General features: G+C 38.4%; 21 protein-coding genes. 10 read left to right on the top strand and 11 right to left on the bottom strand.

All coding sequences use genetic code 11. The annotated features are described in order from the left end of the window. Positions 1-107 precede the first annotated feature (107 nt). Complete coding sequence (locus ACIQXR_RS12765; RefSeq protein ID WP_403080087.1) at positions 108-830, bottom strand: class I SAM-dependent methyltransferase; 723 nt, start codon at positions 828-830, stop codon at positions 108-110. A gap of 293 nt (positions 831-1,123) precedes the next feature. Here ACIQXR_RS12765 and ACIQXR_RS12760 point away from each other — a divergent pair, with 293 nt between their 5' ends. Beyond that, positions 1,124-3,079, top strand: a complete 1,956-nt coding sequence (locus tag ACIQXR_RS12760) for a GTP-binding protein (protein ID WP_403080086.1) — start codon at positions 1,124-1,126, stop codon at positions 3,077-3,079. A gap of 53 nt (positions 3,080-3,132) precedes the next feature. Here the strand turns inward: ACIQXR_RS12760 and ACIQXR_RS12755 are convergent, their stop codons facing one another. Then, the gene (locus tag ACIQXR_RS12755) at positions 3,133-3,798 is read right to left on the bottom strand and encodes a lysozyme family protein (protein ID WP_402872907.1); all 666 of its coding nucleotides are present in this window, start codon (positions 3,796-3,798) and stop codon (positions 3,133-3,135) included. Between the two features lie 324 nt (positions 3,799-4,122). Between ACIQXR_RS12755 and map the strand changes: the two genes are divergently transcribed. The 6 genes from map to ACIQXR_RS12725 all read left to right on the top strand — a co-directional run bounded on the left by map (position 4,123) and on the right by ACIQXR_RS12725 (position 11,849). Then, positions 4,123-4,869 (top strand): type I methionyl aminopeptidase, encoded by a 747-nt coding sequence (map, locus tag ACIQXR_RS12750; RefSeq protein ID WP_402872909.1) that lies wholly within the window; start codon positions 4,123-4,125, stop codon positions 4,867-4,869. Between the two features lie 244 nt (positions 4,870-5,113). Beyond that, entirely contained in the window at positions 5,114-5,866 is a 753-nt protein-coding gene (locus ACIQXR_RS12745) for a PadR family transcriptional regulator (protein WP_402872911.1), read from the top strand. Positions 5,867-6,007: 141 nt separating this feature from the next. Then, entirely contained in the window at positions 6,008-7,264 is a 1,257-nt protein-coding gene (locus ACIQXR_RS12740; RefSeq protein ID WP_402872913.1) for a GTPase family protein, read from the top strand. Between the two features lie 124 nt (positions 7,265-7,388). Continuing rightward, the gene (locus ACIQXR_RS12735; protein ID WP_403080084.1) at positions 7,389-8,534 is read left to right on the top strand and encodes an acyl-CoA dehydrogenase family protein; all 1,146 of its coding nucleotides are present in this window, start codon (positions 7,389-7,391) and stop codon (positions 8,532-8,534) included. Between the two features lie 389 nt (positions 8,535-8,923). Then, positions 8,924-10,912 carry an acetoacetate--CoA ligase gene (locus tag ACIQXR_RS12730; protein WP_403080083.1) on the top strand — a complete coding sequence of 663 codons (1,989 nt, stop codon included), beginning with the start codon at positions 8,924-8,926 and terminating at the stop codon, positions 10,910-10,912. A gap of 466 nt (positions 10,913-11,378) precedes the next feature. Next, positions 11,379-11,849: a hypothetical protein gene (locus ACIQXR_RS12725; protein ID WP_403080081.1), complete on the top strand. Its 471-nt coding sequence runs from the start codon at positions 11,379-11,381 to the stop codon at positions 11,847-11,849. Between the two features lie 122 nt (positions 11,850-11,971). Here the strand turns inward: ACIQXR_RS12725 and ACIQXR_RS12720 are convergent, their stop codons facing one another. Further along, positions 11,972-13,231, bottom strand: coding sequence for a cytochrome P450 family protein (locus ACIQXR_RS12720; protein WP_403080077.1), 1,260 nt, complete (start codon positions 13,229-13,231; stop codon positions 11,972-11,974). 2,055 nt (positions 13,232-15,286) lie between these two features. Between ACIQXR_RS12720 and arfA the strand changes: the two genes are divergently transcribed. Next, complete coding sequence (arfA, locus tag ACIQXR_RS12715) at positions 15,287-15,421, top strand: alternative ribosome rescue factor ArfA (protein ID WP_402991715.1); 135 nt, start codon at positions 15,287-15,289, stop codon at positions 15,419-15,421. A gap of 270 nt (positions 15,422-15,691) precedes the next feature. On the opposite strand, the gene ACIQXR_RS12710 is transcribed toward arfA, so the two are convergent. The 3 genes from ACIQXR_RS12710 to ACIQXR_RS12700 form a co-directional block, all read right to left on the bottom strand. Next, entirely contained in the window at positions 15,692-15,949 is a 258-nt protein-coding gene (locus tag ACIQXR_RS12710; protein WP_402872971.1) for a hypothetical protein, read from the bottom strand. Between the two features lie 497 nt (positions 15,950-16,446). Next, complete coding sequence (locus ACIQXR_RS12705) at positions 16,447-17,424, bottom strand: bile acid:sodium symporter family protein (RefSeq protein ID WP_402872973.1); 978 nt, start codon at positions 17,422-17,424, stop codon at positions 16,447-16,449. A 4-nt stretch (positions 17,425-17,428) separates the two neighbouring features. Next, on the bottom strand, positions 17,429-18,817 hold the full coding sequence (locus ACIQXR_RS12700; protein WP_402872976.1) for an FAD-binding oxidoreductase: 1,389 nt from the start codon (positions 18,815-18,817) through the stop codon (positions 17,429-17,431). A 396-nt stretch (positions 18,818-19,213) separates the two neighbouring features. Between ACIQXR_RS12700 and ACIQXR_RS12695 the strand changes: the two genes are divergently transcribed. Next, positions 19,214-19,966 (top strand): FadR/GntR family transcriptional regulator, encoded by a 753-nt coding sequence (locus ACIQXR_RS12695; protein WP_402872978.1) that lies wholly within the window; start codon positions 19,214-19,216, stop codon positions 19,964-19,966. Positions 19,967-20,051: 85 nt separating this feature from the next. Here ACIQXR_RS12695 and ACIQXR_RS12690 read toward each other — a convergent pair whose 3' ends face one another. After that, positions 20,052-20,348: a hypothetical protein gene (locus ACIQXR_RS12690; RefSeq protein ID WP_402872980.1), complete on the bottom strand. Its 297-nt coding sequence runs from the start codon at positions 20,346-20,348 to the stop codon at positions 20,052-20,054. Between the two features lie 343 nt (positions 20,349-20,691). Here ACIQXR_RS12690 and ACIQXR_RS12685 point away from each other — a divergent pair, with 343 nt between their 5' ends. Next, positions 20,692-20,961 carry a Parvovirus coat protein VP1-like protein gene (locus ACIQXR_RS12685; RefSeq protein WP_402872983.1) on the top strand — a complete coding sequence of 90 codons (270 nt, stop codon included), beginning with the start codon at positions 20,692-20,694 and terminating at the stop codon, positions 20,959-20,961. Positions 20,962-21,420: 459 nt separating this feature from the next. Here ACIQXR_RS12685 and ACIQXR_RS12680 read toward each other — a convergent pair whose 3' ends face one another. From ACIQXR_RS12680 to ACIQXR_RS12665, 4 genes are read right to left on the bottom strand one after another with little or no spacing between them, the layout of a single operon-like run. Continuing rightward, complete coding sequence (locus ACIQXR_RS12680; protein ID WP_402872986.1) at positions 21,421-21,891, bottom strand: hypothetical protein; 471 nt, start codon at positions 21,889-21,891, stop codon at positions 21,421-21,423. 47 nt (positions 21,892-21,938) lie between these two features. Next, positions 21,939-22,421, bottom strand: coding sequence for a (2Fe-2S)-binding protein (locus ACIQXR_RS12675; RefSeq protein ID WP_402872989.1), 483 nt, complete (start codon positions 22,419-22,421; stop codon positions 21,939-21,941). Then, complete coding sequence (locus ACIQXR_RS12670; protein WP_402872992.1) at positions 22,414-23,256, bottom strand: FAD binding domain-containing protein; 843 nt, start codon at positions 23,254-23,256, stop codon at positions 22,414-22,416. The genes ACIQXR_RS12675 and ACIQXR_RS12670 overlap by 8 nt, the downstream gene beginning before the upstream one ends. Further along, on the bottom strand, positions 23,256-25,580 hold the full coding sequence (locus tag ACIQXR_RS12665) for a xanthine dehydrogenase family protein molybdopterin-binding subunit (protein WP_402872995.1): 2,325 nt from the start codon (positions 25,578-25,580) through the stop codon (positions 23,256-23,258). The genes ACIQXR_RS12670 and ACIQXR_RS12665 overlap by 1 nt, the downstream gene beginning before the upstream one ends. Position 25,581: the final 1 nt, after the last annotated feature.

Here is a 25,581-nt window from a genome sequence, read left to right as displayed (position 1 = left end):
TAACAGCTTCACATAAAACTACAGCCATTTCGCTAGATTATTAGATGATACGGCAATTTATTGAAGAATCCTTCGAAGGAGACAGAAACCATTGGAAAGTAAGACTGCTATCCCTTGCTCACCCTAAACGCACGGTAACCTAGACTATTTCCATGAGTAAGCATAAGGCGATAATGCTCTTTGATGATATCATTTAAGGTTCCTTTGAAAACCGGAGAATCGCTCGAGCGTTGGTTGGCAGCTGAGTATCTTTTTAACTCTTCTAAAACTGTACTGGAATGAAGGATTTCCGTATGTTTGAACCCTTGTTCTTTAAAGGCACGTACCCATTCCAATTCAGTCGGAATATTTTTAAGTTTATAGAAATTCATCAATTCAACTTTCAAATTGGCATGCAATGCAATTTCCGCAGTCATATCAATTGAAAGCAAAATTCCGCCAGGTTTTAATACCCTATAATATTCTGCAATGGACTTGTTGATTTCCGTAAAACCTGTGGTGGACTCAGCCACAATATAGTCAAATGAATCGTTGGGAAACGGTAATTCTTCTAAGGAACTCATATACACTCGAATAGGCAGATTGGCTTGTTGAAATCGCTGTGCTGCCTTTTTAACCATCTGTGGATGATTATCCACCGCATAAATGTGGCATTTAAAGGTTTCTGCCAAGAAATGTGATGTTTGCCCTATCCCGCATCCTGCGTCGAGTATTGTGGTATTCGTATCAATTCTCTCATTCATCATGATGTTTGATGTCAAATCGAAACCGCCTGGATGAGCACTTTCAATCCCGTAGAAGGCTAAGGCATCTAGATATGTGTGATACATAACTTTTATCTCCCTTGGTGTAGTCTTATACATATTTTATGCTTTAGAATGAAAGGGTGACTAAAACATTCATGTCCTAGGTTGAATATTAGTGGACGTATTAGGAGTTGCCTCAGAAATAAGGGGCGGTTTGTATGTGGAATCGGTGTTATCAAGTTCATCCCGCGAGCTTGCACTAAGGAAATGATCATTAGTTCTAGAATATATACTCGTTGTTTAATTCAAAATCACAGATATTCTCTATCTTTAAAGGTAAGAAATTGGTGTGAAGGCACTTGAAAGAAGGAACATAAATGAATAAGACAATTGGAATAGTGGCACATGTGGACGCTGGGAAAACAACATTTTCCGAACAGCTTCTTTTTTATACGAATAGCATTAAACATAGGGGGCGTGTTGATCATCAGGACGCATTCCTCGATAGCCATGATATCGAGCGGCAACGAGGAATTACGGTCTTTGCAGATCAAGCCATGTTTTCTTACCGAGATTCGAACTATAATCTCATCGATACGCCGGGCCATGTTGACTTTTCACCGGAGATGGAGCGGAGTATTCAGGTGATGGATTATGCAATCATCATCGTCAGTGCAGTGGAAGGCATAGAAGGTCATACGGAAACCGTTTGGGGGCTTCTCCAGAAGTATCAAGTGCCCACTTTTTTCTTTATCAATAAAATTGACCGTGTAGGAGCAGATGTCGATGCTGTAATGAAAGATATACAGTTGAATTTAACCCAGGACGTCTGTAATATCACAGACTCTTTCACAGATGGAGTGATGAAAGAGGAGCTTGTGGAATTTGTCGCTGAACGTAATGAACTCTTACTGGATCATTATATGGATCAAGGTTATAACCAGGATTTGTGGTTTAAGACGATGAAAGATTTGTTTCATGATAATAAAGTATTCCCACTTGCATGTGGGTCAGCACTGCATGGTGTCGGAGTAGAGAGTTTTATGAAAAAGGTTGACCAGTTAACGGCCACGGATTATCGCAGCCAAGGACCATTTTCTGGGCGTGTGTATAAGATTCGTCATGATGGTAACGGAACGAGAATAACATTTATCAAAGCATTAAGTGGAACATTAAGAGTACGAGATGAAATCGAATATGGAAAACCAGAAGATTCCGTCTTCGAAAAAATCACATCCATTCGCATCTATAATGGTAGTACATTTAAAAACGTAAATCAGGTTGCGGCAGGGGAACTCTTTGCAGTCACCGGTTTATCCTTGGCATCAGTTGGGGATGGTCTAGGACTGATTAAAGAAAGTTCCGTTTTTGACATGATACCGACATTAAAGTCAAAAGTTACATTTGAACCTACTGTGAATATCAAAGAAGCATTACAGTATTTTAAAACTTTGAATGTTGAAGACCCCTCATTGGATGTGTCATGGGAAGAACGCTCTCAAGAAATACACGTTCATGTCATGGGGACCATACAGCTAGAAGTATTGGTGCAGTTGGTCAAGGACCGATTCCTATTAAATATCACTTTTGAAAAGCCTGAAATCCTCTATAAAGAAACAATCGGTACAGACGCTATTGGATATGGACATTTTGAGCCTTTAGGACATTATGCGGAAGTTCATCTTCAATTAGAGCCGGGAGAAAGAAATAGTGGGATTACGTTTGATAATAGATGTCATGCTGATGACCTTACTGTGGGAATACAGAACTTAATCCGCCATCATCTCTTTGAACGGGAACATCATGGCATACTTACAGGTTCTCCCCTTACGGATATACATGTAACACTACTTACTGGACGAGCTCACAATAAACATACATCAGGTGGGGACTTTAGAGAGGCTACATACCGGGCATTAAGGCAGGGATTGGAAAAGGCGGAAAATATCTTGCTTGAACCTGTTTACCTATTTAAGATCAGAGTAGACCTGGACCAGATGGGCCGTGTACTTTCTGATATTCAACAGGCACATGGGAGTTTCGATTCTCCAAAAACGGAAGGTGACAAAGCGATTTTAACGGGTCTCGTACCAGTTGCCACATTTATGGACTATAGTAGCCAACTGGCTTCTTTCACCCAAGGGAAAGGGGCCATAAACTTGACCTTCGCTGGATATGACTTGTGTCATAATCCCAAAGAGGTCATCGAACGGACCGAATATAATAAAAATGCTGATCCCGATTACACCTCATCCTCCATTTTCTGTTCCAAAGGGCAAGGGTATACAGTAACGTGGGAAGAGGCCGAGGGAAATATGCATGGACTTCAATAAGAAAAATCATATGGAATTATACAGTTAAAATAAAAAGAAACCAGATGTCGCAGCTAAAATGCTTCATCTGATTTCTCTTCAATGGCAATGGCAGGAGTGCTTTTTGTAAGTGTATCAAGAATCTTTTCTACTTTATCACTATAAGAAAAGTCCCCGTAACAATATGGGTAACGGAAATTTTCCTCATTGCCACCACAGTCGTAGAGTTCAGGGTTCTTTTCAACTTGCAGGGCAGAGAACTGTTTTGCTAGCTCCTCAGTATGTTTGCCGCCGGAATTTGCAACGTAATCAATATATCCAATCCCCATATTATAAGATTGGATGATGGTTGAGAAGTCAACGGCTTTTTCGTTCCCATATTCCATGATTCTCTGGAAATGTTTCACGCCATATTCGATGCTTTCATTAGGGTCGGTTATTGTATTGGGAGCGAGACCGGCGGATTCGGATGCTTGCATGGGATCTCCTCCTTTTCCTCGACTTTCTTGTTGCATCACGGCAATCAATGTTAGCGTTTGATCCTCAAGGCCATATTTCTTCAATTCAGATTGAATTTGGGTGCTATATTTTTCAACGATTGCAAACGAGTTCATCTTATTAAGCGGTGTTGATAGTTTTACTGAAAAAGGTGTCTGCAACACTTGTTTTATAAACAGAAATAAAAAAAGCATCATCGATATTATCAGAATGACCTTTGATTTTTTACGTAATCTTCTCATGTTTTCTCCCTATTATCACTTTATCTTCTCTTATTCTACCAAAAAGAATGAGTAATAACTATTTTAGTATTCTTTTAAACATCCACAGTATATAGAACGAGTCTAGTCGTAGAAAGTAACGTATCAGAATCTATTCGCCTTCAATCATTTTTTAAATTGAAGGGCACGAACGATTTATATTTACCGGATGAAAATATATGTTCATGAAATGAGTAAACCATTGTTTTTTACCGGTGTTTTGGTTGCTTTTTATGTAAAGGAAGGCATATGATAAATAAGGAGTCTCAACTAGAAAAGATAATTTAAGATGAAAGAGGATTTTAAATGATTACATTGAAAAGTGAACGAGAAATACATTTGATGCATGAAGCGGGCAAGCTTCTTGCTGAGACGCATAGAGAAATCGCAAAAATGATCAAGCCGGGCGTAACGACTTGGGAAATTGAAGAATTCGTTGAAAAGTTCTTGGCTGATCATGGTGCAACACCGGAACAAAAAGGCTACCAAGGTTATAAATACGCGACGTGCGCATCTGTTAATGATGTAATCTGTCACGGTTTCCCACAGAAGAAGCCACTGAACGAGGGAGATATCGTAACGATCGACATGGTTGTAAGGCTTAACGGAGGATTAGCTGATTCAGCTTGGACATATAGTGTGGGTGAAGTTTCCGAGGAAGCACAACGCTTGATGGATGTAACGAAAAATGCTCTTTATAAAGGAATCGAGGCTGCACAAGTAGGCAATCGTCTTGGAGATATCGGGCACGCCATCCAATCGTATGCTGAAGGAGAAAAATTCTCTGTCGTACGTGATTTCACAGGACATGGTATCGGTAAAACGATGCATGAAGATCCAACCGTGTTACATTACGGTAAACCTGGTAAAGGCGCTCGTTTAAAAGAAGGCATGGTCATCACGATCGAACCTATGTTGAATGCCGGAACATGGCATATGAAAGTGGACAAGGATGGCTGGACAGCAAGAACAACAGACGGCAAACTTTCCGCCCAATATGAACATACAATAGTTATTACAAAAGAAGGACCAATCATACTTACAGAACAATAAGATATAACAAAAGCGATGACCTAATTTTATGGTCATCGCTTTTGTTATATCCTCGGTGTAAATTTATTCCAGTAAATACCTCGTCAGAATACTATGAATGAATTTGACAACTAAAATGGACGGTATACATAGTTTAAGTACTAAGGTAATTAGGCACGAAACCCTTTACTAATTTGTGGGTGCGCAGGATAATAAGAAGAAGCTGAACTATTTTGTGACAAACAATATATAAGGGGGGTTGACAGTGAAGAAAGGGGAAAAACTATCTACAACGGTTGAGTCTGTTGGATTAAGCCAGAGAGAATTCTTAACGATTTTTTTACTGCATTCTTTGACGGATAAAGCTAACTATCCACGTGCCATTCATCAAGACCTGAAAAATATGTTTACAGGGAAAGTCCATAGTTATGACTACTTATGTAAAATTTCTAATAATCTCGTCGAATCCGGCCATTTATCATTATATACGAGTAAAGGAAGAAATTATTATCAAATAACAGAAAAAGGGAAAGACCTTTATACATGGTACCAAGAAAATTTCCTGGAACGTTTTTCTGAAGTGAAAAAGGTCATTGACAGGTTTATGTTCGATTTAAAAGGTTCTGGTACGAATCCTCCGGTTGTGAATGAGCTACCAGAAGAATACCGCTCTTATTTCTCGAAAATCATTTCTGTGAAGGATCTAGTCCGTTACGTTACTTTGAAGGCCGCTTTCACTAAAAGACCGATTTATATGGGGGAAATTGCCGACTTGTTAAAAAATCAATTCGGCTGGATTGCCTCCAATGGATACTTATATGATTTATCACACGAAATGGAGGAGAATGGGTTACTTGTTGGTAGATGGGAAAGTGAAAAACGAACGAAGCGTTATTTACGGATTACAGATGAAGGACAGCATCACTATAAACAAATTGCCGATTCTGCGGCTTACCAAGTGCAGGAAATCCAAAAGTACCTGGCAAGCGTAGTGACCTTTCTCGAAGAAAAATCCTAACATCTTTCAATCTCCATTTACTTCGTTAAGAACAACTATTGCCTAGTGACTGAAAAGATCAATCATCTCATGTATATGCTTAAGACGAATCGTTCAGGGGTAAAGTTTAATAAAACTGTTCTTAATTAAGGGGGAATCACAATGAAAGAAAAGCGCGATGAAATGAGTAGTATATATACATTGATTAAGAGCCAGGTCGATAAACTTCCTATTTCAGAATCTAAAAAGAATAAAATGCTGGACCAACTCTTAAAAGTAAAAACGATGACGGTTGATGCTAGGGAGCCACGGATTGCTCTTGTCGGAAGGCGTGGTTCAGGAAAGTCCTCTCTTATTAATTCGATGTTCGGAGAAAAACGGCAATATGTCAGTTCTGTTAAGTCTGGAACGGGTAAAGGCAAATGGCTGTGGTACCCTAGTGAAAACAATCCAAAAATCCGTTTGCTTGACTCTCGCGGTTTGGGAGAAAGTGAGGCGCCTACAGAGGCGTTTGAAGAAGAAACACCAATGGATGAGTTAATTAATGCGGTTACTGGGGAACAGCCGGATGTGTTTCTTTTCTTGATTAAAGCGAAAGAAACCGATTCACGGATTGAAGAAGATTTAAAAGAGCTAAATAAGCTACGGAAAATCGTGAAAAATAAACATCACTATGATGTACCAGTAATCTGTGTGGTTACCCAAGTCGATGAATTGGATCCACCTCATTATAAACAAGTGCCATTTGATGCCCACCCTAAGAAAAAACAGCATATAGATGAAGCAGTTTCGTTGATGGAAAAGCGATTTAAAGAAAGCGACATCCCACTTTTGAATATCATTCCGATTTGTTCTTATATTGATTTTGATGAAAATGGCAATATCGATTACGACATGAGATGGAACATCGATGAGTTATCTACCTACTTGATCGAGGCCTTACCCAGTGAAGCGAAATTAATGACGGCTAAGGCCATGCAAAGTCACTTCGTCAAGAAGAAATTCGCACGGACAATCGTCAGCACATTTACCGCTATTGCCAGTTTAATCGGCGCTGAACCCATCCCATTTGCTGATTTTCCAATATTGACCGGTATTCAAGGACTGATGATTGTAGTGATTGGATTTATCGCGGATAAAGAAATTAACACAAAAACAGCAAGTGAATTCATCGCCGCTCTAGGCATTAATGTCGGATTAGGCCTCCTTGTTAGGGAAGGCGTGCGTGCCGCAGTCCGTTTGATACCCGGCGCAGGTCTAGCTGTTTCGGGTGCTGTAGCGGGAGCCGTAACATATGGCATTGGTCAGGCTGCCATTGCTTATTTCATTGAAGACAAAAGCATGGAGCAAGCGAAAGAAGCATATAAGCATGCTAATAATGTATATGAAAAAGAAGAAAAAGAAGAAATTATCCCTTAATCAATTCGATTAAGGGAATTCTCGAATCATATATATGACTAAAGTGATAAGATATAGGTGAGTTATAGTGATGGATGATACTCGCGAATACTTGTAAGAGTATTTGGTTACATATCTAGAAGGGATGATCGACATGTTTTATCAAACAGACGCGCAAAAAAAATATATAGAAGAATTAGAGCGAGCGATACAGTCCTTCCCGGATCGTTCCGAATCACTTGATGAGTCTAAAGGTTTTCCTTTTGACAACATTCAGGAATTAAAAGCATTCGGTTATCCAATATTAACGTTGGCTAAAGAGTTTGGAGGACAGGGCGGTTCCTTATATGATTTTCTCTTAGCCCAGGAGAAAATTGCAGAATATTGTGGACCAACCGCTTTAGGAATTGGTTGGCATGTTGGGACGGTTTTATCTTTAACGGAGAAAAGGCCGTGGAAAAAAGAGGTCATGGACGAATTTTTCGAAGAAATATCTAGAGGAGCCCTTGTCAATACGGCTGCATCAGAAGCCGGAACGGGTAGTCCCACACGTGGAGGACGTCCTGAAACGACTGCACGTAAGAAAGGCGATAAATGGATACTTAGTGGCCGTAAAACGTTTACGACGCTTTCCCCAGTCCTTGATATTTTTCTTGTTACCGCCTGGGTAACGGAAGAAGAACAGATGGGTACTTTTTTGGTCCATCGAGACGTTCCAGGAGTATCGATAGAAGAAACATGGGATATGATTTCCATGCAGGGAACAGGTAGTCATGATCTTGTCCTAGATGACGTTATCATTCCAGAAAAGTACTATGTCATGCAAAAAAATCCCGGTAAAAGAATACCGGATGCTTGGCTACTGCATATACCAGCTTGTTATCTGGGAATTGCGACCGCAGCAAGAAATTATGCAGTCGAATTTGCAAAGACGTATTCCCCAAATAGTCTACCCGGACCCATCCGCGACCTTCCGAATGTGCAAAGAACAATTGGGGAAATTGAATTGGCATTAATGGAAGCGCGACATTTTCTCTTTTCCGTTGCGGAAAAATGGGAAATGCAACCCGAAAATCATGACGAATTATCAAAAGAATTAGGAGCGGTTAAATTATCGGTCGTCAACAAATCCATAACCATTGTCGACAAGGCGATGAGAGTCGTTGGAGCGAAGAGTCTGCAACGGTCTAATCCGCTGCAACGATATTACCGCGATGTACGTGCAGGACTTCATAATCCACCCATGGATGATGTTACGATTACCACACTTGCGAAATCAGCCCTTTATTAAGAAAAAAGCTATTTAGACACTGAAATGGACCATTCGTTTCAGTGTTTTTTACGTTTAGTTATAGGGAAGCTTTAAATTTCTTTAAGACAAAACTTGTGAGGGATTCTCAGAAGAAGAACCTCATTCTTAGCTTTCATGGGTACAAATTAATGGAGATATTTATCACTTCGTTTTAAGTAAATATTCAATCTAGCTTTTATAGTACGTGAAGGTCTATAGGCGTGTTTGAAGGGAATTATCGAATAATTCAGCCTTCTTGACTGTATACGGATTGACGGTATTTCAACAATCCAGTATCATCAAGTTGAATTACCATTTATAGGATGTGTGCATTGATAAACAACTAGTAATAAACTGTTTGATTTTCGATAGCGAAGGGGGAAAATGATATGAAGTCACTTACAGAAGGACAAATCATTTGGGAACCGACACAAAAGCGGATTGAGCAAACGGGATTGACACACTATGCAAACTGGTTGAAAGAAAAGAAAGGCTTGGAATTTCAAGATTATCAACAACTATGGAAATGGTCAGTCGATGAACTCGAGGAATTTTGGGCATCTGTGTGGGAATTTTGCGAAGTGATTGCAACTAGACCATATGATAGGGTTTTAGCGGATCAGACGATGCCAGGTGCTAAGTGGTTTGAAGGCTCGCGGTTGAATTATGCGGAGAATGCCCTATCGAAAGAACAAGAAGGCAAGACGGCCATTTTCTTTCGTTCCGAGCATATTGTCAATCAAGAAATCAGCTGGAAAGCGCTAAAAGAAAAAGTTGCCTCTGTTTCTCACTCATTAAGAAAACTAGGGGTGAAATCGGGTGATCGAGTTGTTGCATACATGCCCAATATCCCTGAAACCGTCATTGCGTTCTTGGCTACGGCCAGTATAGGTGCCATTTGGTCAAGCTGCTCACCTGACTTTGGGGCAAAAAGCGTCATTGATCGCTTCAAACAGATAGAACCCGTTGTTTTATTTGCTGTTGATGGATATCACTATAATGGAAAGTCGTTCGATAAAACATCCGTAGTTGCCCAGTTACAAAAAGAATTGATTACAGTTAAACATACCGTACTAGTTCCTTACATAGATATAAAGAATCTAGAGCAAAAAATAGAAAATATCATTCCATGGAAAACACTTTTAATAGAATCATCAGAGTTGTCCTTTGAAAGCGTTGCATTCGACCACCCACTTTGGATTCTTTATTCTTCAGGTACCACGGGCATGCCGAAACCGATTGTTCAAGGACATGGAGGAATCATTCTAGAGCATTTAAAAGCCACGCGCCTGCATCAAGATATGACATCTGAAGATACGGTTTTCTGGTTCACAACGACTGGCTGGATGATGTGGAACCTGTTGATGGCCGGACTACTCAATAGGGCGACCATTGTCCTTTATGATGGTAGTCCTTCCTATCCTGACATGGATACACTTTGGAAATTGGCAGAAGATGCAGGTGTGACTTCATTTGGTACTAGTGCTCCTTTTCTTACCAGCTCGATGAAACTAGGCATTAAACCAATCGAAACATATGATCTATCAAAATTAAAATCTCTTTTTTCTACGGGGGCCCCTTTATCAAGTGATGCTTATAAGTGGGTGTATGAACATGTTAAAAAGGATATTTGGCTTAGTTCATCCAGTGGAGGGACTGATGTATGCTCCGGCTTTGTGGGGGGTGTATCCATACTTCCTGTTAGGATTGGAGAAATACAGGGTCGCTCGTTAGGTGTCCATGTTGAAGCATTTGATGAACAAGGGAACTCACTAGTAAACGATGTCGGTGAACTAGTGATCACTAAACCGATGCCTTCCATGCCGCTATATTTTTGGAATGATCATGATGGTGCAAGATACTTCGATAGTTACTTCGATACGTATCCAGGCATCTGGAAGCATGGCGACTGGATTAAGATTGATGATAGAGGCAGCTGCATCATTTATGGACGTTCAGATTCTACCATCAACCGTTCAGGTGTACGCATGGGGACCAGCGATATTTACCGTGTCGTGGAAGCGATGGATGAAGTGATGGAGAGCCTGGTTATTGATAGGGAGGTACTTAGTCGAGGATCATCCTTGCTGCTATTCGTTGTCCTTAAGCAAGGGAACACTCTCGATTCGAATCTGATGACAAAAATCAAAAATGAAATTAGGGAACATGTTTCCCCACGCTTTATTCCAGATGAGATTTATCTCGTCAATAAAATACCAAAAACGTTGAATGGTAAGAAGATGGAAGTGCCAATACGTAAACTACTATTAGGATTCGAATTCGATAAAGTAGTAAATCCCGATTCTATGAGCAATCCTGAATCACTGTCGTTTTTCAAACAGTTGGCAATCGAGTTAAACGAGGAGAGAATCTTTTAAGAAAGATGGGCGGGGTTCAAAAACTCCGTCTTTTATTCGTTTTCTTAATGCTATTTTAATCTATCATTTTGTTAAGCTCATACTGTTGACTGGTAAGGCTTTGCAGACGTAAGGGGTTTAAGTAATATGTTGGGCTCAAATTAGAAGAAAAAATCAAGGATAGTGGCTTTATGGCCATTAAAGACGTACCCATTCAAAGTAACGTACAAGTTTATTTAAACGATATTGGTATTGGAAGGTTCAGACTAGATTAAGAGAAAGGACATCTACTTTGGAGATATGCATACATAGGGAGAGGAGTTAAGTGGATTTTGTAGAGTAATTCATGATTAATTGAATTCGTACTTGATATCACGGAGTTTCATAATGTGATAAAAATTATTTATAGTTCTATACTTCATTAATGGGGACTTGGGGCAACTTTTCATATGAATTAACGTCTATGTAATAAAGGTGGGGATTCTATATGAAAAAATGGTTAGCATTATCATTCTTTGCGCTTAATCTAATGGGGTGTTCAAACAGTAATGAAATGGATGGGGAAAAGCCCCCAAAGGTTCAGATTGAACTGGCTAATGAAGCATATGAAACGAAACTAGGTACTTACTGTTGGAGCGATAACAAAGTAAATACTTGTGTAGATATGGCAGGACCAGTGGAACTATTAGCGGATAAAAAGCCTATTGAGGCACTACCAGGTGAGAAGGTTACCATAAAGATGGATTATGAACCTAAACCAAATGAAATGTATATAACACAGTTTAATGCGAATGAGAAAAATAAAGAAACAGACATTCATTTAAGGGATGATCAGTTTACTGTTCCTAAAGAAAAAGGGATTTACTATTATTCATATAGTGTGTGGTGGATGGATGGAGAAGATGCTACTGTGTCCAAAGGTGATGCTTTGTATGCATTTGTACTAAAAGTTAATTAGGAAGGGGATGTTGGTTGATGATACCTAAATTCTAATAGTGAAAACCCCAAACCAATAAATACCTATTAGTGGTTTGGGGTTTTATTTTGGTAAGTATCAAAACTAGAAGAGTGAATACATTTCTAAAAAGCAACAGGAAGTGAATCAAGACTTTGGGATGAGAGTGAAAACTGCCACTCAACTTTCTCCTTAGGAATATTTAACCTTAAGTTGGGCATTCGTTTTAAAAGCGTAGTGAAGGCAATATCTCCTTCTATACGAGCAAGCGGAGACCCTAGACATACGTGTAGGCCATGTCCAAAGGCGAGGTGACGATCTATCTTACGTTTAATATCTAAATCTTCTGAGTCAGTAAAGACTTTCTCATCACGATTGGCGGCTTTCACCATCACAAGTAGTAAATCTCCTTTTTTGATTTGCTGCCCACCCAATCGTGTATCTTCTTTAGCAAAACGTGGTCCTACAATCGTTGATGGACCATTGAATCGCAATAGTTCTTCAACAGCTGAAGGAACTAAAGTTAAATCAGCCTTAAGCATTTCTAGCTGTTCTGGATGTTCAAATAACATCATAGTGCCAGTTGCAATTAAGTTCGACGTTGTCTCATGACCTGCAAAAATAAGTAAAGTGATCATCGAAATCAATTCTGACTTATCAAGACGCTCACCTTGTTCTTCAATGGCAATCAACTGGCTAATTAAGTCATCGGAAGGATTCTTCCTTTTTTCTTCAACTAACATTTCAGTATATTCCCCGAACTCTTGTAAGTGCTTCCCAACTGTCGGATCTTGTTTACCCAAACCTAGGCCATTAGCGATTGCGGTGGACCAAACTTTAAGCTTTTCACGATCTTCATGGGGCACACCTAACATTTCTGAAATTACGTTTATCGGTAAGGGGTAAGCATAGTCTTTAACAATGTCCATCTCACCTTGAGACTGAACTTGATCCAGTAATTCATCGGCGATTTCTTGAACGCGAGAACGTAACCCTTCCATGTATCGAGGTGTAAAGGCTTTTGAAACTAACATACGTAATCTTCTATGATCTACACCATCGGCAAAGAGCATGGACTTCCCAGTGAAAAAGGTATCGGGCGACGATGAATCTACATCATTAGCCATTTTATCCCTAAAGCTTTTGTCATTCTCAATCGTTTTTGGGTCTACAGTATATATAGCGTGCTGTTTCAAAACTTGAATCGCTTCATCCATATGTACAACTAGCCATGCTTTACTATCTGTTTGGCCAAAAGGGTTTGGAATAGAAATGACAGATCCCGCTTTACGTATTTGCGCGAATATAGAAAATGGATTCTCTTTATTTTCTCCACTTAATAGATTTAGAACTTGCTCTGGCATCATTTGATCTGACTTATTCATGTTCTATCATCCTTCCTAATAAATATTGGTTATTAGTTCATACTCGTGTAAGTTGTCGTAAAGCAAAACTATTTCATTCAAAGAATCCAAAATTATTAATTAATTTGCAGTTTAGTAATAAGTACATGTACTATGATTACTTATTTCACTAACCTCCTTAATTAGAACTTCATCTTACTCAAAACACATTACTTTAATTTGAGTAAGATATTATTAAAGGTTACAATTGATTTTTTTCTTAGTCAATGCGAGTAAAGTACTTTACTGATAGTAGGTATAATGGAGGAATGTTTAGAAATATAGTTTTAATTCTGTATAACTTTGCTTATAAAAGAAATCTATATCTAACTAATTAATTGACTAAAGAATGTTTTCAATTAATTAGTTAGGAGTGACAATTGTCCATTTATACTCAGCGAACTTATTAGTGAACGTATTAACGGAATTGCTATCATTCGTAACAAAATCAGACTGGAGGGAAAACGGAAAGGAAACATAATTATCATTTTCAGTTTAATTTATGGAAAGCGGCTACAGTTATATTTAACAATTGGGAAGGTTGTGATGTTGAAAAGAATTTATAGATATTATTAGTGTTAAAGTGGAAATCACTAATAAATTCGAATGAGTTTATTATTCTGATATACTTTTATTGAAGTGTTAACCCGTGATTTTTATCATTTTAGTTATATTTATATATATTGATATAGTAATGGGCGTTTTAAGAATATCTTGTTCATTCGTTATACTTTTGATTGATCGAAGCCAGTGAAGTAAACGGATTTTACTAATATATATAATACGAGATAGAAGGGAAGGGCGGGTAATATTGATAGTGGGTTTAAAAACAATTCAAGTCAATACACATCCAAAATTGAGAGATATTACTCGTATGGTAAACCAAAGTTTACATAACAATAAAAAAGTATTTTGGATGTTGTTTAATCTAGAATTAAAGACTCTTGGCGGTTTGCTGTTATAACGTATGGTATGGGGAGAATATACAGGCTTGATACAAAATGTGATACAAACACTTGTTATTATCTGGTAAGTAATTTAAAGCGAGACTAATATTAATAATATAAGCAGGAGCTCATATGAATATATTTCTGTTATGGAAATAAAATAACACTGGAGTTTCCAGATTACATTTACTGTGAGTGCATTAAAATGAAAATTGTAAGTGATCCTGATCAAGAATAATCAATAATAGTTTTATAAATTATTTACATTTAATCTTAAATCATTTAAATAGATGAAAACTTGTATGTGTTATAAAAATCATAGAGCTTTAAATAAAAACATAAATTTTGATTTGGTCTCACTTAGTTAAGTATTCTTATGATATGAGACAAAGATTGATATTATTTTATAACTTCCTATAATATATATTATGTAAACTAGAATTATTCATTTTGCTCTGTGACAGACTTTCTGCCCTAACCTTTCATGACTGATGACATTAATCTATTATATATTTTACATTCCATTAAAGTGTTACCTTCTTTCCATAGATTCTGTTATACTTTAATATTGATTTCAAGAATAACCACTTTTTGTGATCTTTTTATTAATCTAAAGCCCCATTAGTTCCCGTTGAAAATCAAAATAATTCTAAAGTAATTCCTGCATTTCATAACACTATGGTAGCTGGAATTTTTGATGCTCCAGGTCCTAATGCTGTTCTTTCAGAATTGGGATCAATGTTACAAGGTTATGTATAAGCACATCTGAAAAAGCAGAATTAATTGCTGTTAAACGTTCAATTGGCTCATGAGAATAAAAAGCTCGGATAACCTTAAGCCCAACCCCTCCTTCTCTTTCTAATTTTGGGTGTCAATGGTGTAGTCATTTCCAGAAACCTTTATGTCTTGTTTATCTTATACTTGATAACTAAGATCGGTTTTTATTTTGCAGAAAAGAAGAAGGATTAGCCGTATAAAGCTAGTCCCTTTTACTTTATGTTTAACATCTTATTTTCCTCCCTTCCATAGAAAGGCAGCCATTTCCGGCTGTCTTTTTTATTTCTACATATCTACATAAGAAGGAATACATATGGCTAAAACTAAAAAGAAAACAATAGGCGAACTAACAAATAGTAGAATGTGTTGGGCTTTCGACCCCTCCACTCGTGTAATCAAGAATAAGAAAGGAAAGGGTTCTTATAATCGTAAAAAGGTTTCCGTATAAAATGCTACACAGGTTTCGCTCTTTAATGCACCAAAAACTTTATAATGCACCAAAACGATTTAATGAGCGGAGCTGAGATAATAAATAAGAGCAGTCCATTTAAGGCGCTGCTCATTCCTATAATATCTATACTAGTGAAGTTTTCTTCTTCCAGTTCCTCATAATGACTTCTCCTTCTCAATGTCCGATAATCTCTCCTTTTAGTAAAAGGAAGTGCCCGACTCGTTATTGAACTAAAGCCCCTATTTGCTCAATAAGTGTATTACTTTTTTAGGTTTTTCCATTATTCTTTGAATTCACAATACGTTCATTTCCTCTTTTAAAGTTCCCTGTGATCTTTGCCAATATCAGTTGCACTGCTTTTTCATTTTCAGCAATGTTAATCTTTTCTAAAATTTTTTCAGCATCTTTACCTTTTAATAATTTTACTTGTTTTCCCTTATAATCGATAAAAACAGTATTACTTTTGGTAATTCTGTAACTAAACGGAGCTTCATCTAATCGTTTTCTATTATCAATATTGCCCACTTATAAACCTCCCTAATAAACTCCGAATCTACATTCCATTTAATCTCATTCGATTCCCGCCCCGTGCTCAAAGGCAATTATTTTGCCCCATTTTCTTTTTCATAAGCATTTCACAGAAAAAGGCCAATCCTACTTGGTTCAGGAATCCTTCCAAAATCTTTTAATATGCAAATACCATTCGAAATATTTTACAGATTTCCTTTTATTGAACGACAATATATTGTTGCTGTCGAACGTAGTTCTGAATTTTTTCATTATATGTTCAAAGGATCTCCAAATAGAATGAAATTTTATTTGGAGACCCAATAATAGATACTATTTCATATGATGTACATGATTATGTGAGACAAAGTGTTACTTTCACCTTGGCTGAATTCTTGTCTGATCACAAAAAGTCTACTGTTCGACGTTCTACTATTGGATCTAAATTCTTTGGACTTTTCAATTCAGACAAAAAAAGAATCCCATGAAGAATGGAATTCTTAAATCATTCATATTTATACCTTCGTCTCCATTGGCTGCACCGGTATTTCCTCGATCCCTTTATTACCAGCAGACTTTTTTGACCAGTATGTCGCAAGAATGGGTCCGGATATATTATGCCAAGCAGCCGCCAGAACGCTTGGGAGCGCTGCTAACGGTCCGAAATGAGCAGTTGCAAGGGCAACGCCTAATCCAGAGTTCTGCATGCCCACTTCAATTGAAATCGCCCTTCTATTCACTTCATCAAGCCCAAGCGCTTTTGCCGCAAAGTAACCAATCAGAAGTCCGAATCCATTGTGAAGCATGACTGCCGTGAAAATAAGGAACCCAGATGTAGCAATACTGGAGGCGTTTCCTGAAACTACTGCGCTTACAATCGTGATAATAGCTACAACGGATATAAGCGGTAATACGGTTAAGCTTTTCTCTACTATAACTGGGAAAAACTTTTTAATGATCAGACCTAAAACAATGGGAAGAATGATGACTTGAACGATGGACATGAACATTGATGAAAAATTAACCGGCATCCATTGGCCTGCCAGCAACAGCAGAAGCAATGGTGTCATAATTGGAGCCAGTAAGGTTGATACCGAAGTCATAGCAATTGACAAGGGAACATTCCCTTTTGCTAGATATACCATAACGTTCGAGGCGGTCCCGCCTGGTACACAGCCAAGTAACACCAACCCTGCAGCCAATTCAGGTGGTAAATTCATGACTTTCGCAATAAAGAATGCCACTAATGGCATGATGACAAACTGTGCGGCAACACCAATGATTACGGGCAGAGGTTTTGTAATGATGATTTTAAAATCAACTGCCTTTAACGTAAGACCCATTCCGAACATGACAACGCCTAACAATATCGTAATATACCCTCCAAGACCCAAAAAGGGATCTGGAAACATAAAGGCAATGACGGATATTAAGATAACCCAAACAGCAAAATATTTTCCGGCTAACGCACTGAGAGTTTCTAGAACTTTCATCTCGTCACTCTCCTTCTTGCATGAATATTTTACTTGGATTTAATAGATTGTCAGGATCAAGGGCTTTTTTTATTTTTTCCATCACCAAGAGTGACTCCCCATGTTCTTGTTTCTGATATTTTTGTTTACCGACTCCCACTCCATGCTCTCCCGTACATGTTCCGTTGCGTTCAAGGGCGTATAGAACAATTTGTTCATTTAATTGTTTAGCCCTTCCCACCTCTTCTTTATTTTCGTTATCGATCATTAAGAGGATATGATAGTTGCCATCGCCTACATGGCCAACGATTCCACCGGTCAGACCTAATGAATCCACCGTTTCCCTGGCGTGGTGAATGGCTCCAGATAGCTCCGATATCGGCAGGCAGACATCCGTTACCATCAGTTTTTTCCCAGGATGGCCGTGAATATAAGCATAGGCAAGATTATGGCGAGCTTCCCATAGGCGGTTCCTAGCAGCATTATCTGTTTCGAATTCAATATCGAGGCAATTATGTTCTGCTACTATTTCTTTTGTGAAAGCTACATCTTGTTTCAATCCAGCTTCATTCCCATGAAACTCCAAAAATAGCGTAGGGCCTTCGTTATAGCTTGTTTCGCTATGGAGATTCACCTGTTTCATGGATGGCTCATCCACTAGCTCTACCCTTGCGATTGGAATGCCAGCCTGTAATATAGATACTACGCCTTCAACTGCATCATTCAATGAAGGAAAGGATGCTCTTGCGGCCATAATATGCTCAGGAATTCCGTAAACTCTAAGGGTTAATTCAGTAAAACATCCTAGGGTCCCCTCAGAACCAACGAATAGGCCGTTTAGATGGTAACCTGATGATGATTTAGCGGCCAAATTACCGGTATGTATAATTGAACCATCCGCAAGAACCACTTCAAGATCACGGACCTGGTCTCGCATTACACCATATTTAACTGATGTAGTTCCACTAGCATTGGTAGCAGCCATTCCTCCCAGGGTAGCATCTGCTCCCGGATCGACGGAAAAGAATAAACCGTATTTTTTCAATTCTTTGTTCAGTTGAGAACGAGTCACGCCAGGCTGCACCTTTACAAGAAAATCATCACCACGTACTTCCAATACTTTATTCATTAGTGAAAAGTCAATGGTGATACCATGTTGGTATGGGATGACATGCCCTTCTAAGCTAGATCCCAATCCAAAAGGAACCACAGGAACTTTATGTATACTTGCTACCTTTACAACTTCGCTCACTTGCTGCGTTGTTTCTGGAAATACAACAATATCCGGAAGGCTTGTAGCATGATAGGATTCATCTCTGCCATGCAGTTCTCTTACTGTCTGGTTTTCGGTTACTTGACTTTCCGATAGAACTTCTTTTAAAGCCTTTACTAAACCTACGCTAGTTGCTTCCATCCCCATCTCCCACTTTCTACTCAAATATCTGATTGTAATAAAGTAAACGATTTCATAAACGAGTTATTTGTCCACGAATCATTATGAATCTTAATAATTGGTCCAACCAGTTTTCATTATACTAAATATTTTGATTTTTTCAACAAATTTTCGTTTTCTTGAAATTAACGCTAATAAAACACATATTTATTAAAGATTAGTAGGTTCCGCCAATATCACCATGTATGAAATCTCTCTTTTATTTAGGGAGGAATTTATCAACATTGGTCTAACCAGTGTTAATACTCGTATTTATTATGTAAGGTGAAAATAACATTCCACTTATCCGCTTGCTACAATGAGAAATGCTTGTTAAAATGAGTCCACTTATAGTGGGATAAGGATGTGTAATGAGTAATGGATTCTATACCAGTTAAATCGCCAAAAGTATACGAAATAATCTTCAATCAAATTAAAGAATCTTTTATTACTGGGGAACTCAAACCTGGTGATAAATTACCCTCTGAGCGGGATCTATCTATACGGTTTAAGGTGAGTCGAACTTCAATCAGAGAAGCTCTTCGGGTATTGGAGATTAACGGAGTCATAGAGGTAAGACCAGGCGATGGGAGATTTATAAGACATTCTGAAGTTCAGTCACTGATCAATCAGTTATCCACCACCATCATTGATGCTGAGAATGATATGGTTTATGAAATGCTCGAAGTTCGTAGAGTAATTGAAACGGAGTGTGCATTTTTAGCTGCACAGAAAGCAACCTCGCTAGATTTACAAAAAATGCTTAAGGCTTTAGAAGATATGGCGAATTCAGAACACGATGAGGAATTGGGTTTACAAGCAGATCTGTTGTTTCATAATAGCATTGCACAAGCTACAAACAATTCCATATTTGCAGGACTGGTACATACCCTTAGTGATCAAATGAAAGAAACGATTCAAGCGACTAGACAGCACCGTTTTTCAAAACCAGGTCACTTTCAAGAAACCCTTCAAGAACATAAAGATATCTATATTTCTATCGCATTAAAAGATGCCGACAAAGCCAAGCACCTCATGGATGTCCATATTAAACGTATTAGAGAACAAATGGCCACAGCTACACTTGATAGCATTGGAGATAACGGAGAAAATAAGCTTCCAATTGTTTAAAAGAATGGGAAAGGATATATTTTGTATTATCGTCCCCATTTTCTCTTCCTACTTCATTTCATACAGTTATTGGAAGATCAACTATCTACTTTTTTTGTTTAATTTTGGAACCAGTAATATCAATTTCATTATATTTACTCTTGTAATATACTTTGTCCCCTTTATAATAGATGTTCTTTTGTTCAGTAGTCATTACATTACCATCAGGCAATTCAATTATTAACATTTGATCACTTTCATTTGAAGTTCCCCCAGCTGGAACGAAAGTATTCTTCTTATTGGCTACCTGATTCCATGTGCCGAGAAAAAGGATAAGAGTAAAGATTGCTATGGCTATATATAAAGTCCATTGACGCTTTTTTAATCTATCACTTCTGTTCAATTTAGTTCTCCTTTAGTAAGTTTTTCATAAGTCACAAAATAATGTACTCCTTAAAAGGAACGAGTTCAAGAGAAAGGGTTTGGAACTTATAACCAACCTCCGAAATCAGGAAGCTATTACCCTTTTAAAACCTCATAGTATCAGTAATCAAACGATATCTATCCATATAGAATAACGTTTTGAAAATAGGATAGCGTGCTTTGTCTTCATTTCATTTTCTCATTTCCAAAGCCAATGCCCTTTTCCTATATATTTTATGACAGTCTGCAAAAAGCCCTACCGCTTCCAGGTATTCCTACATAAAGTATTATAGCTAATCCCTCTTAGGAAAGAAGGCGGTATTTTGAACAGAAGTAAACGATTAAATCGAGGTTTTTGTGTACCAGGGTATAGATGGTGTGGTCCGGGTTGTTCGGGACCTGGTGCACCTACTAACGCGGTCGATTCGTGCTGCAAATCACATGATATTTGTTATGAAAAATATGGACCTTCAGAACACTGTGATCGAATCTTCCAGAATTGTCTTCGTCCATACATGAATACACGTAACAAAATGGGTAGGGATGCTTCCTTATTTTATGGAATTACGAGATTAAATAATAAATTCAGGTGAAGGCACGGCTCACCTTATGATGTAATTAATATAGGGAAAAATCTATTTTATAACCCATGTTTTTTCACTATTTGTCTTACCTGTCGCTCTCTACCTATTATGCTTAGGTTATGAAAGAAAGGGATGGCTCACTTGTCACCTAGAAATAATGCTCTCTAATCAGGAACTCTGGTTAAGCAGGGCTGTATTTAGTGGATACCTTCTGATCACGGTCTGTCACTTAATTGCTCTTCCATTGAAGAGTCCAATATTACCTGTCACTTTGGTCCATGAAGTGTATGAAATAAGAAAGGTAAAGCCATTTGATATGCTTTACCTCTAAATTTCTATAAAATGATGACAATTCCTTTTTTAGTTTATTGGTCCGTGGTTTTTTGTTGAGTGAAGAAAAAAATGAAAAAAATTATTGGAAGAACTATTAGAAATACATTATACCTCGAATTTTTTACGGTAGGTATATCAGTTAATGACATTATACTCATTCCCTCTTAATTTAGTTACCATTTCTGGAGGAACGTTGTAATGTTTACTTACGATTTTATTGAAAAAGTCATAATCTTCAAAGGGCAGTGCGGGGACAACTTCTGGGTAACCAAAAATGGGGCCTGAAACATTAATGGAGAAGTCACCGGATGAAACGAATGTGCCCGTAACATGTATGACGTTATTGATGAGTAATATAGCTAAAATAATATCAAGTATATCGATGAAAAGATTTCCCACTTCCTCATGATTCTTTCCCTCTAAACGATGCCCTCCAAAAAGTGGCCCACCTAAAGAGAGGCTAAATCTACCCGGTCTTACAAACACGCCAATAATTGTGATTTGTCCGGTCAATAATAGGATGGCTGTCGTAATTTCAATACTACGCTGAAAGGAGTGAATTATTGTTAAATTGGTATCCTTCTCACAGGATTCATTCAATATCATCACTCCCCATGTAGGCATTTTATTCAGGTAAACAGAAATCTGTCACTTCATTCAATGAATTTTATATTGTGTATGGCTGAATGTATCGCTTCTTCAATTTCTTTGTACCCGGTGCATCGACAAATATTAGAAGAAAGCCATGTTTTGATTTTCTCAGGGGTTGGGTCGTCGTCATTAAGAAGTAAAGCCGTAGCATTCATGATAAATCCAGGTGTACAGTACCCGCATTGAAAAGCAAAATGCTCAACGAATGCCTGTTGTATGGGGGTTTTGTGAAGACCTTCAATAGTAATGATTTCTGTATCATTGGCTTCAATCGCTAATACTAAACATGATTTCATTGGCTGTTTACCCATTATTACCGTGCATGCCCCGCAATCACCATTTAAGCATCCTGGCTTGGCTCCCGTGAATCCTATTTTTCGCAATACATCTAGTAATAGATCTGAGGCCAGTATCTCTCTCTCGTACCTCTCCTGATTAATTTTTAAGCGAATTGTTGTATTTTGATTCCCCAAATTCCTATTCATATTCTTCATCACCCAACTTAGACAAAATAGAAGTTAGCGTATTTTCCAATACAAATAGTCGATATTCATTAGATCCTTCAATGTCATTTAAAATTGAATTAGGCAAGTATTCAAAAGATGCCAAAACTCGGTCTTTATAGGATAAATTCTGGTCATTGAGGGTTTCTTCCATTGGGATCGAACGAAAGGGAAATGGACAAACTCCGCTAAATGCAAAACGTACATATCCGTCTTTTTTTAGGGAGGCCACAGTTAAAAGTGGATATCCCGTATCCCATTGTTGCCGTTTCTTAATACTCAGATGGGGAGCAGGAAGATACTCTTTTTCTGTAAGGATTTGCACTAGAAATTCACCTTCTTCCAGTTGTAATTCTTTATGAAAAACTTTGCTTAATAATAATTTTCTTATTCCTTTAGGTCCTGCAATAATTACAGCACTATCCGCTAATAAGAATGGCAGAACAGACTCCCTATAAAAAATGTTCCCACATATATTCCCACCAATGGTAATCTTATTTCTTGAAGTATAATCTGCAACTTCCTTTGAAGTCTTCGTTAATAAAGGGAAAAGCATTTTCTCTTCAAAAGCGCTTAGGCTCACTGTAGAACCAATAATGAGTTCATTATTTTGGAATTCAAATATATTACATTCGTAAATCCCTTTTAAATCAATAATAGCATCGGCATATACAAGATTCAGTCGTCCTAATGTTATAATCTCTGTTCCTCCACCATAGTACAAAGGAGTCTTCCCTAGACCTTTTAATGTTTGAAAAAGGTCTAGAGCTTCTTGTATGGATTCTGGTTTATAATAATCAAAATGGAAGGGTAACATCAGTGATGCCTCCCTTCTTTCTTCCCTTCCCAAATTAGTTCGGGAAGTAAGGGTAAGTGATTTAAAGGTATACCCGCAGCAAGGGATAAACAGTTACCTAATGCAGCTGGCATTCCTAACAGGCCATGTTCACCGAGACCTCTTGCCCCATATGGTGCTTCTAGATGCGGTGTCTCTAAAAACTCACAAATGTATTCGGGATTTTCACCATATCTTAAGGGTCGGTACGTCCGGAATTGCGGGTTAAGGACCCTGCCTGCATGGTCGAAATAGAACGTTTCACGACCAGCAAAGGCTAAGCCCATACTCATTGCCCCCATTATTTGACCTTCTGCCGTTTTTTGGTTCAGCACTTTCCCTGCATCGATGACGGATATGGCTCTTACTACCTTATAGGTATATTCATGGGTATCATATTCTACTTCAACCCCTTGTACGCCTACTGTCCATTCAGGTCCTGGGTTCCCTGCTCCCGTTTCGGAATCTAATTTGGAAATATGGGGAGTTATATAATGTCCTCTACCGATGATTTGTCCTCCAATGGCATTTCCGTTTGGATAAGTATATCCATAAACTAGCTCCTTGAAAGGAATGCGTATTGTTGGATCACCCTTGAGATATACAATTTCCTGACCGATTTCAATGTCTTCCAGGGGAACTCCTAATACAACCGAAGCAAGTTTCTTGATTTGAAAGATAGCATCTTCAGCAGCTTGGATCGCTGCTCTTCCAGCCATGAACGTTCCACGACTAGCGACCGTCTTCCAATGCTCAGGAGTACTTAGCGTATGGACTCCCATCTGAACATTCACACGATCGACTTCTATCTTCAATTTATCTGATACAATTTGTGCCAACACCGTTTTCGTACCTGTGCCGATTTCCACTACTCCTGATATAAGGTTAACACTCCCATCAGGATTGAATGTTAAAATCACACCGGACCCTGCGTTTGTATCAATGGTGGAATTTTTCCATACGCAAGCTATCCCCTTCGCCAATACTGTTTTGTCACTTTTTCTAATGAACTGTCCTTCTTCCCAATTCATTTTTTTCTTGAGGACATGTATACATTCAGGAAGATTCCCTACGGTACTTGAATTCAACGTAACTTGAGTTGGAGTAGAATGTCCAGGAAGTATCGCATTCCGTTCACGAAGTTCAAGTGGATCCATGCCAAGTTTTTTTGAAAGAGAATCCATGGTCCTCTCAAAAGCAAACAAAACCTCTGCATGGGCAAACCCTCGATATGGAGAGGCGTATGGATGATTTGTATACATACAAAAAGAATCACACCAAACATTTTCAATGTGGTAGGGTCCCGTGCAATCCACTGCTCCAGCACGACTAAGGTCTGTAGCCTTGTCAGCATACGCTCCCCCATCCCAGAGATAAGTCAATTCAGCTACCTTAAGGACCCCAGACTGTGTGCATCCCAGTTTCACTGTTGCATCTAAACCTATATGGCAAGGGGATGTAATAATATCCTCTTCACGACTATTTTCCACCTTAACCAACTTTCCACCGACCGCTTTAGAAGCGATATAGGCTAATAGCTCAAGTTGTACTGAGGCTTTACCGCCGAATCCCCCTCCAACCAAAGGAGTGTTTACGACGACTTTTCCGATTTCAACGCCAAAGTAATCGCTTATCAGCCGCTTGATCATGAAAGGAGCTTGCGAAGAAGAAGTGATAAAGACTTTTTGATCTGCATGTATTTCTGCCAATGAACATCTTGTTTCCATAGCAACATGATCAGAAGGAGAAAAGGAAAACTTTTCTTCAACGATTATATCGCTCTCTTGCCATCCAATTTCTTTATCACCTTTTCGGATTTTCGAATGATTTGCTATATTCGTACCTGGTTCAGGATATACCTCGGATATTTTTGTATATGTACCTAAATGGGAATGGAGTAGAGGGGATGAAGGGTCTATGCTTTCAGTCGGAGAATTGACAACAGGCAAAGGTTCATAAACAACTTTTACCTGGTCAGCAGCCATTCTTGCTTGTTTAGGCGTGTCCGCGACTACAAGTGCGACAACTTCACCGTGATAACGGACTTTGTCTTGAGCTATGGGATAACGATCTCTAATCTCTTCTCCTGTTAGCGGTAAATTTCCACCTGTTATGATTGCACGGACCCCACCGATTTTTTCAGCTTTCGATATATCAATCTTTCTAATTAGTGCATGAGCATAAGGACTGATTACCTTTTTAACGGAAAGGATATTTGCATGATGATGATCTCCTGTATACCTGGCTTGACCGGTCACCTTATCCCACGCATCTTTACGAATCACACCTTTTCCAATGATATCCATA

Origin of the sequence: Peribacillus sp. NPDC097224 (assembly GCF_044761985.1) — a bacterium.
Classification (GTDB): domain Bacteria; phylum Bacillota; class Bacilli; order Bacillales; family DSM-1321; genus Peribacillus.
The sequence above is the reverse complement of the archived record's forward strand: the minus strand, read 5'-3'. Positions and strand labels throughout refer to the sequence as shown.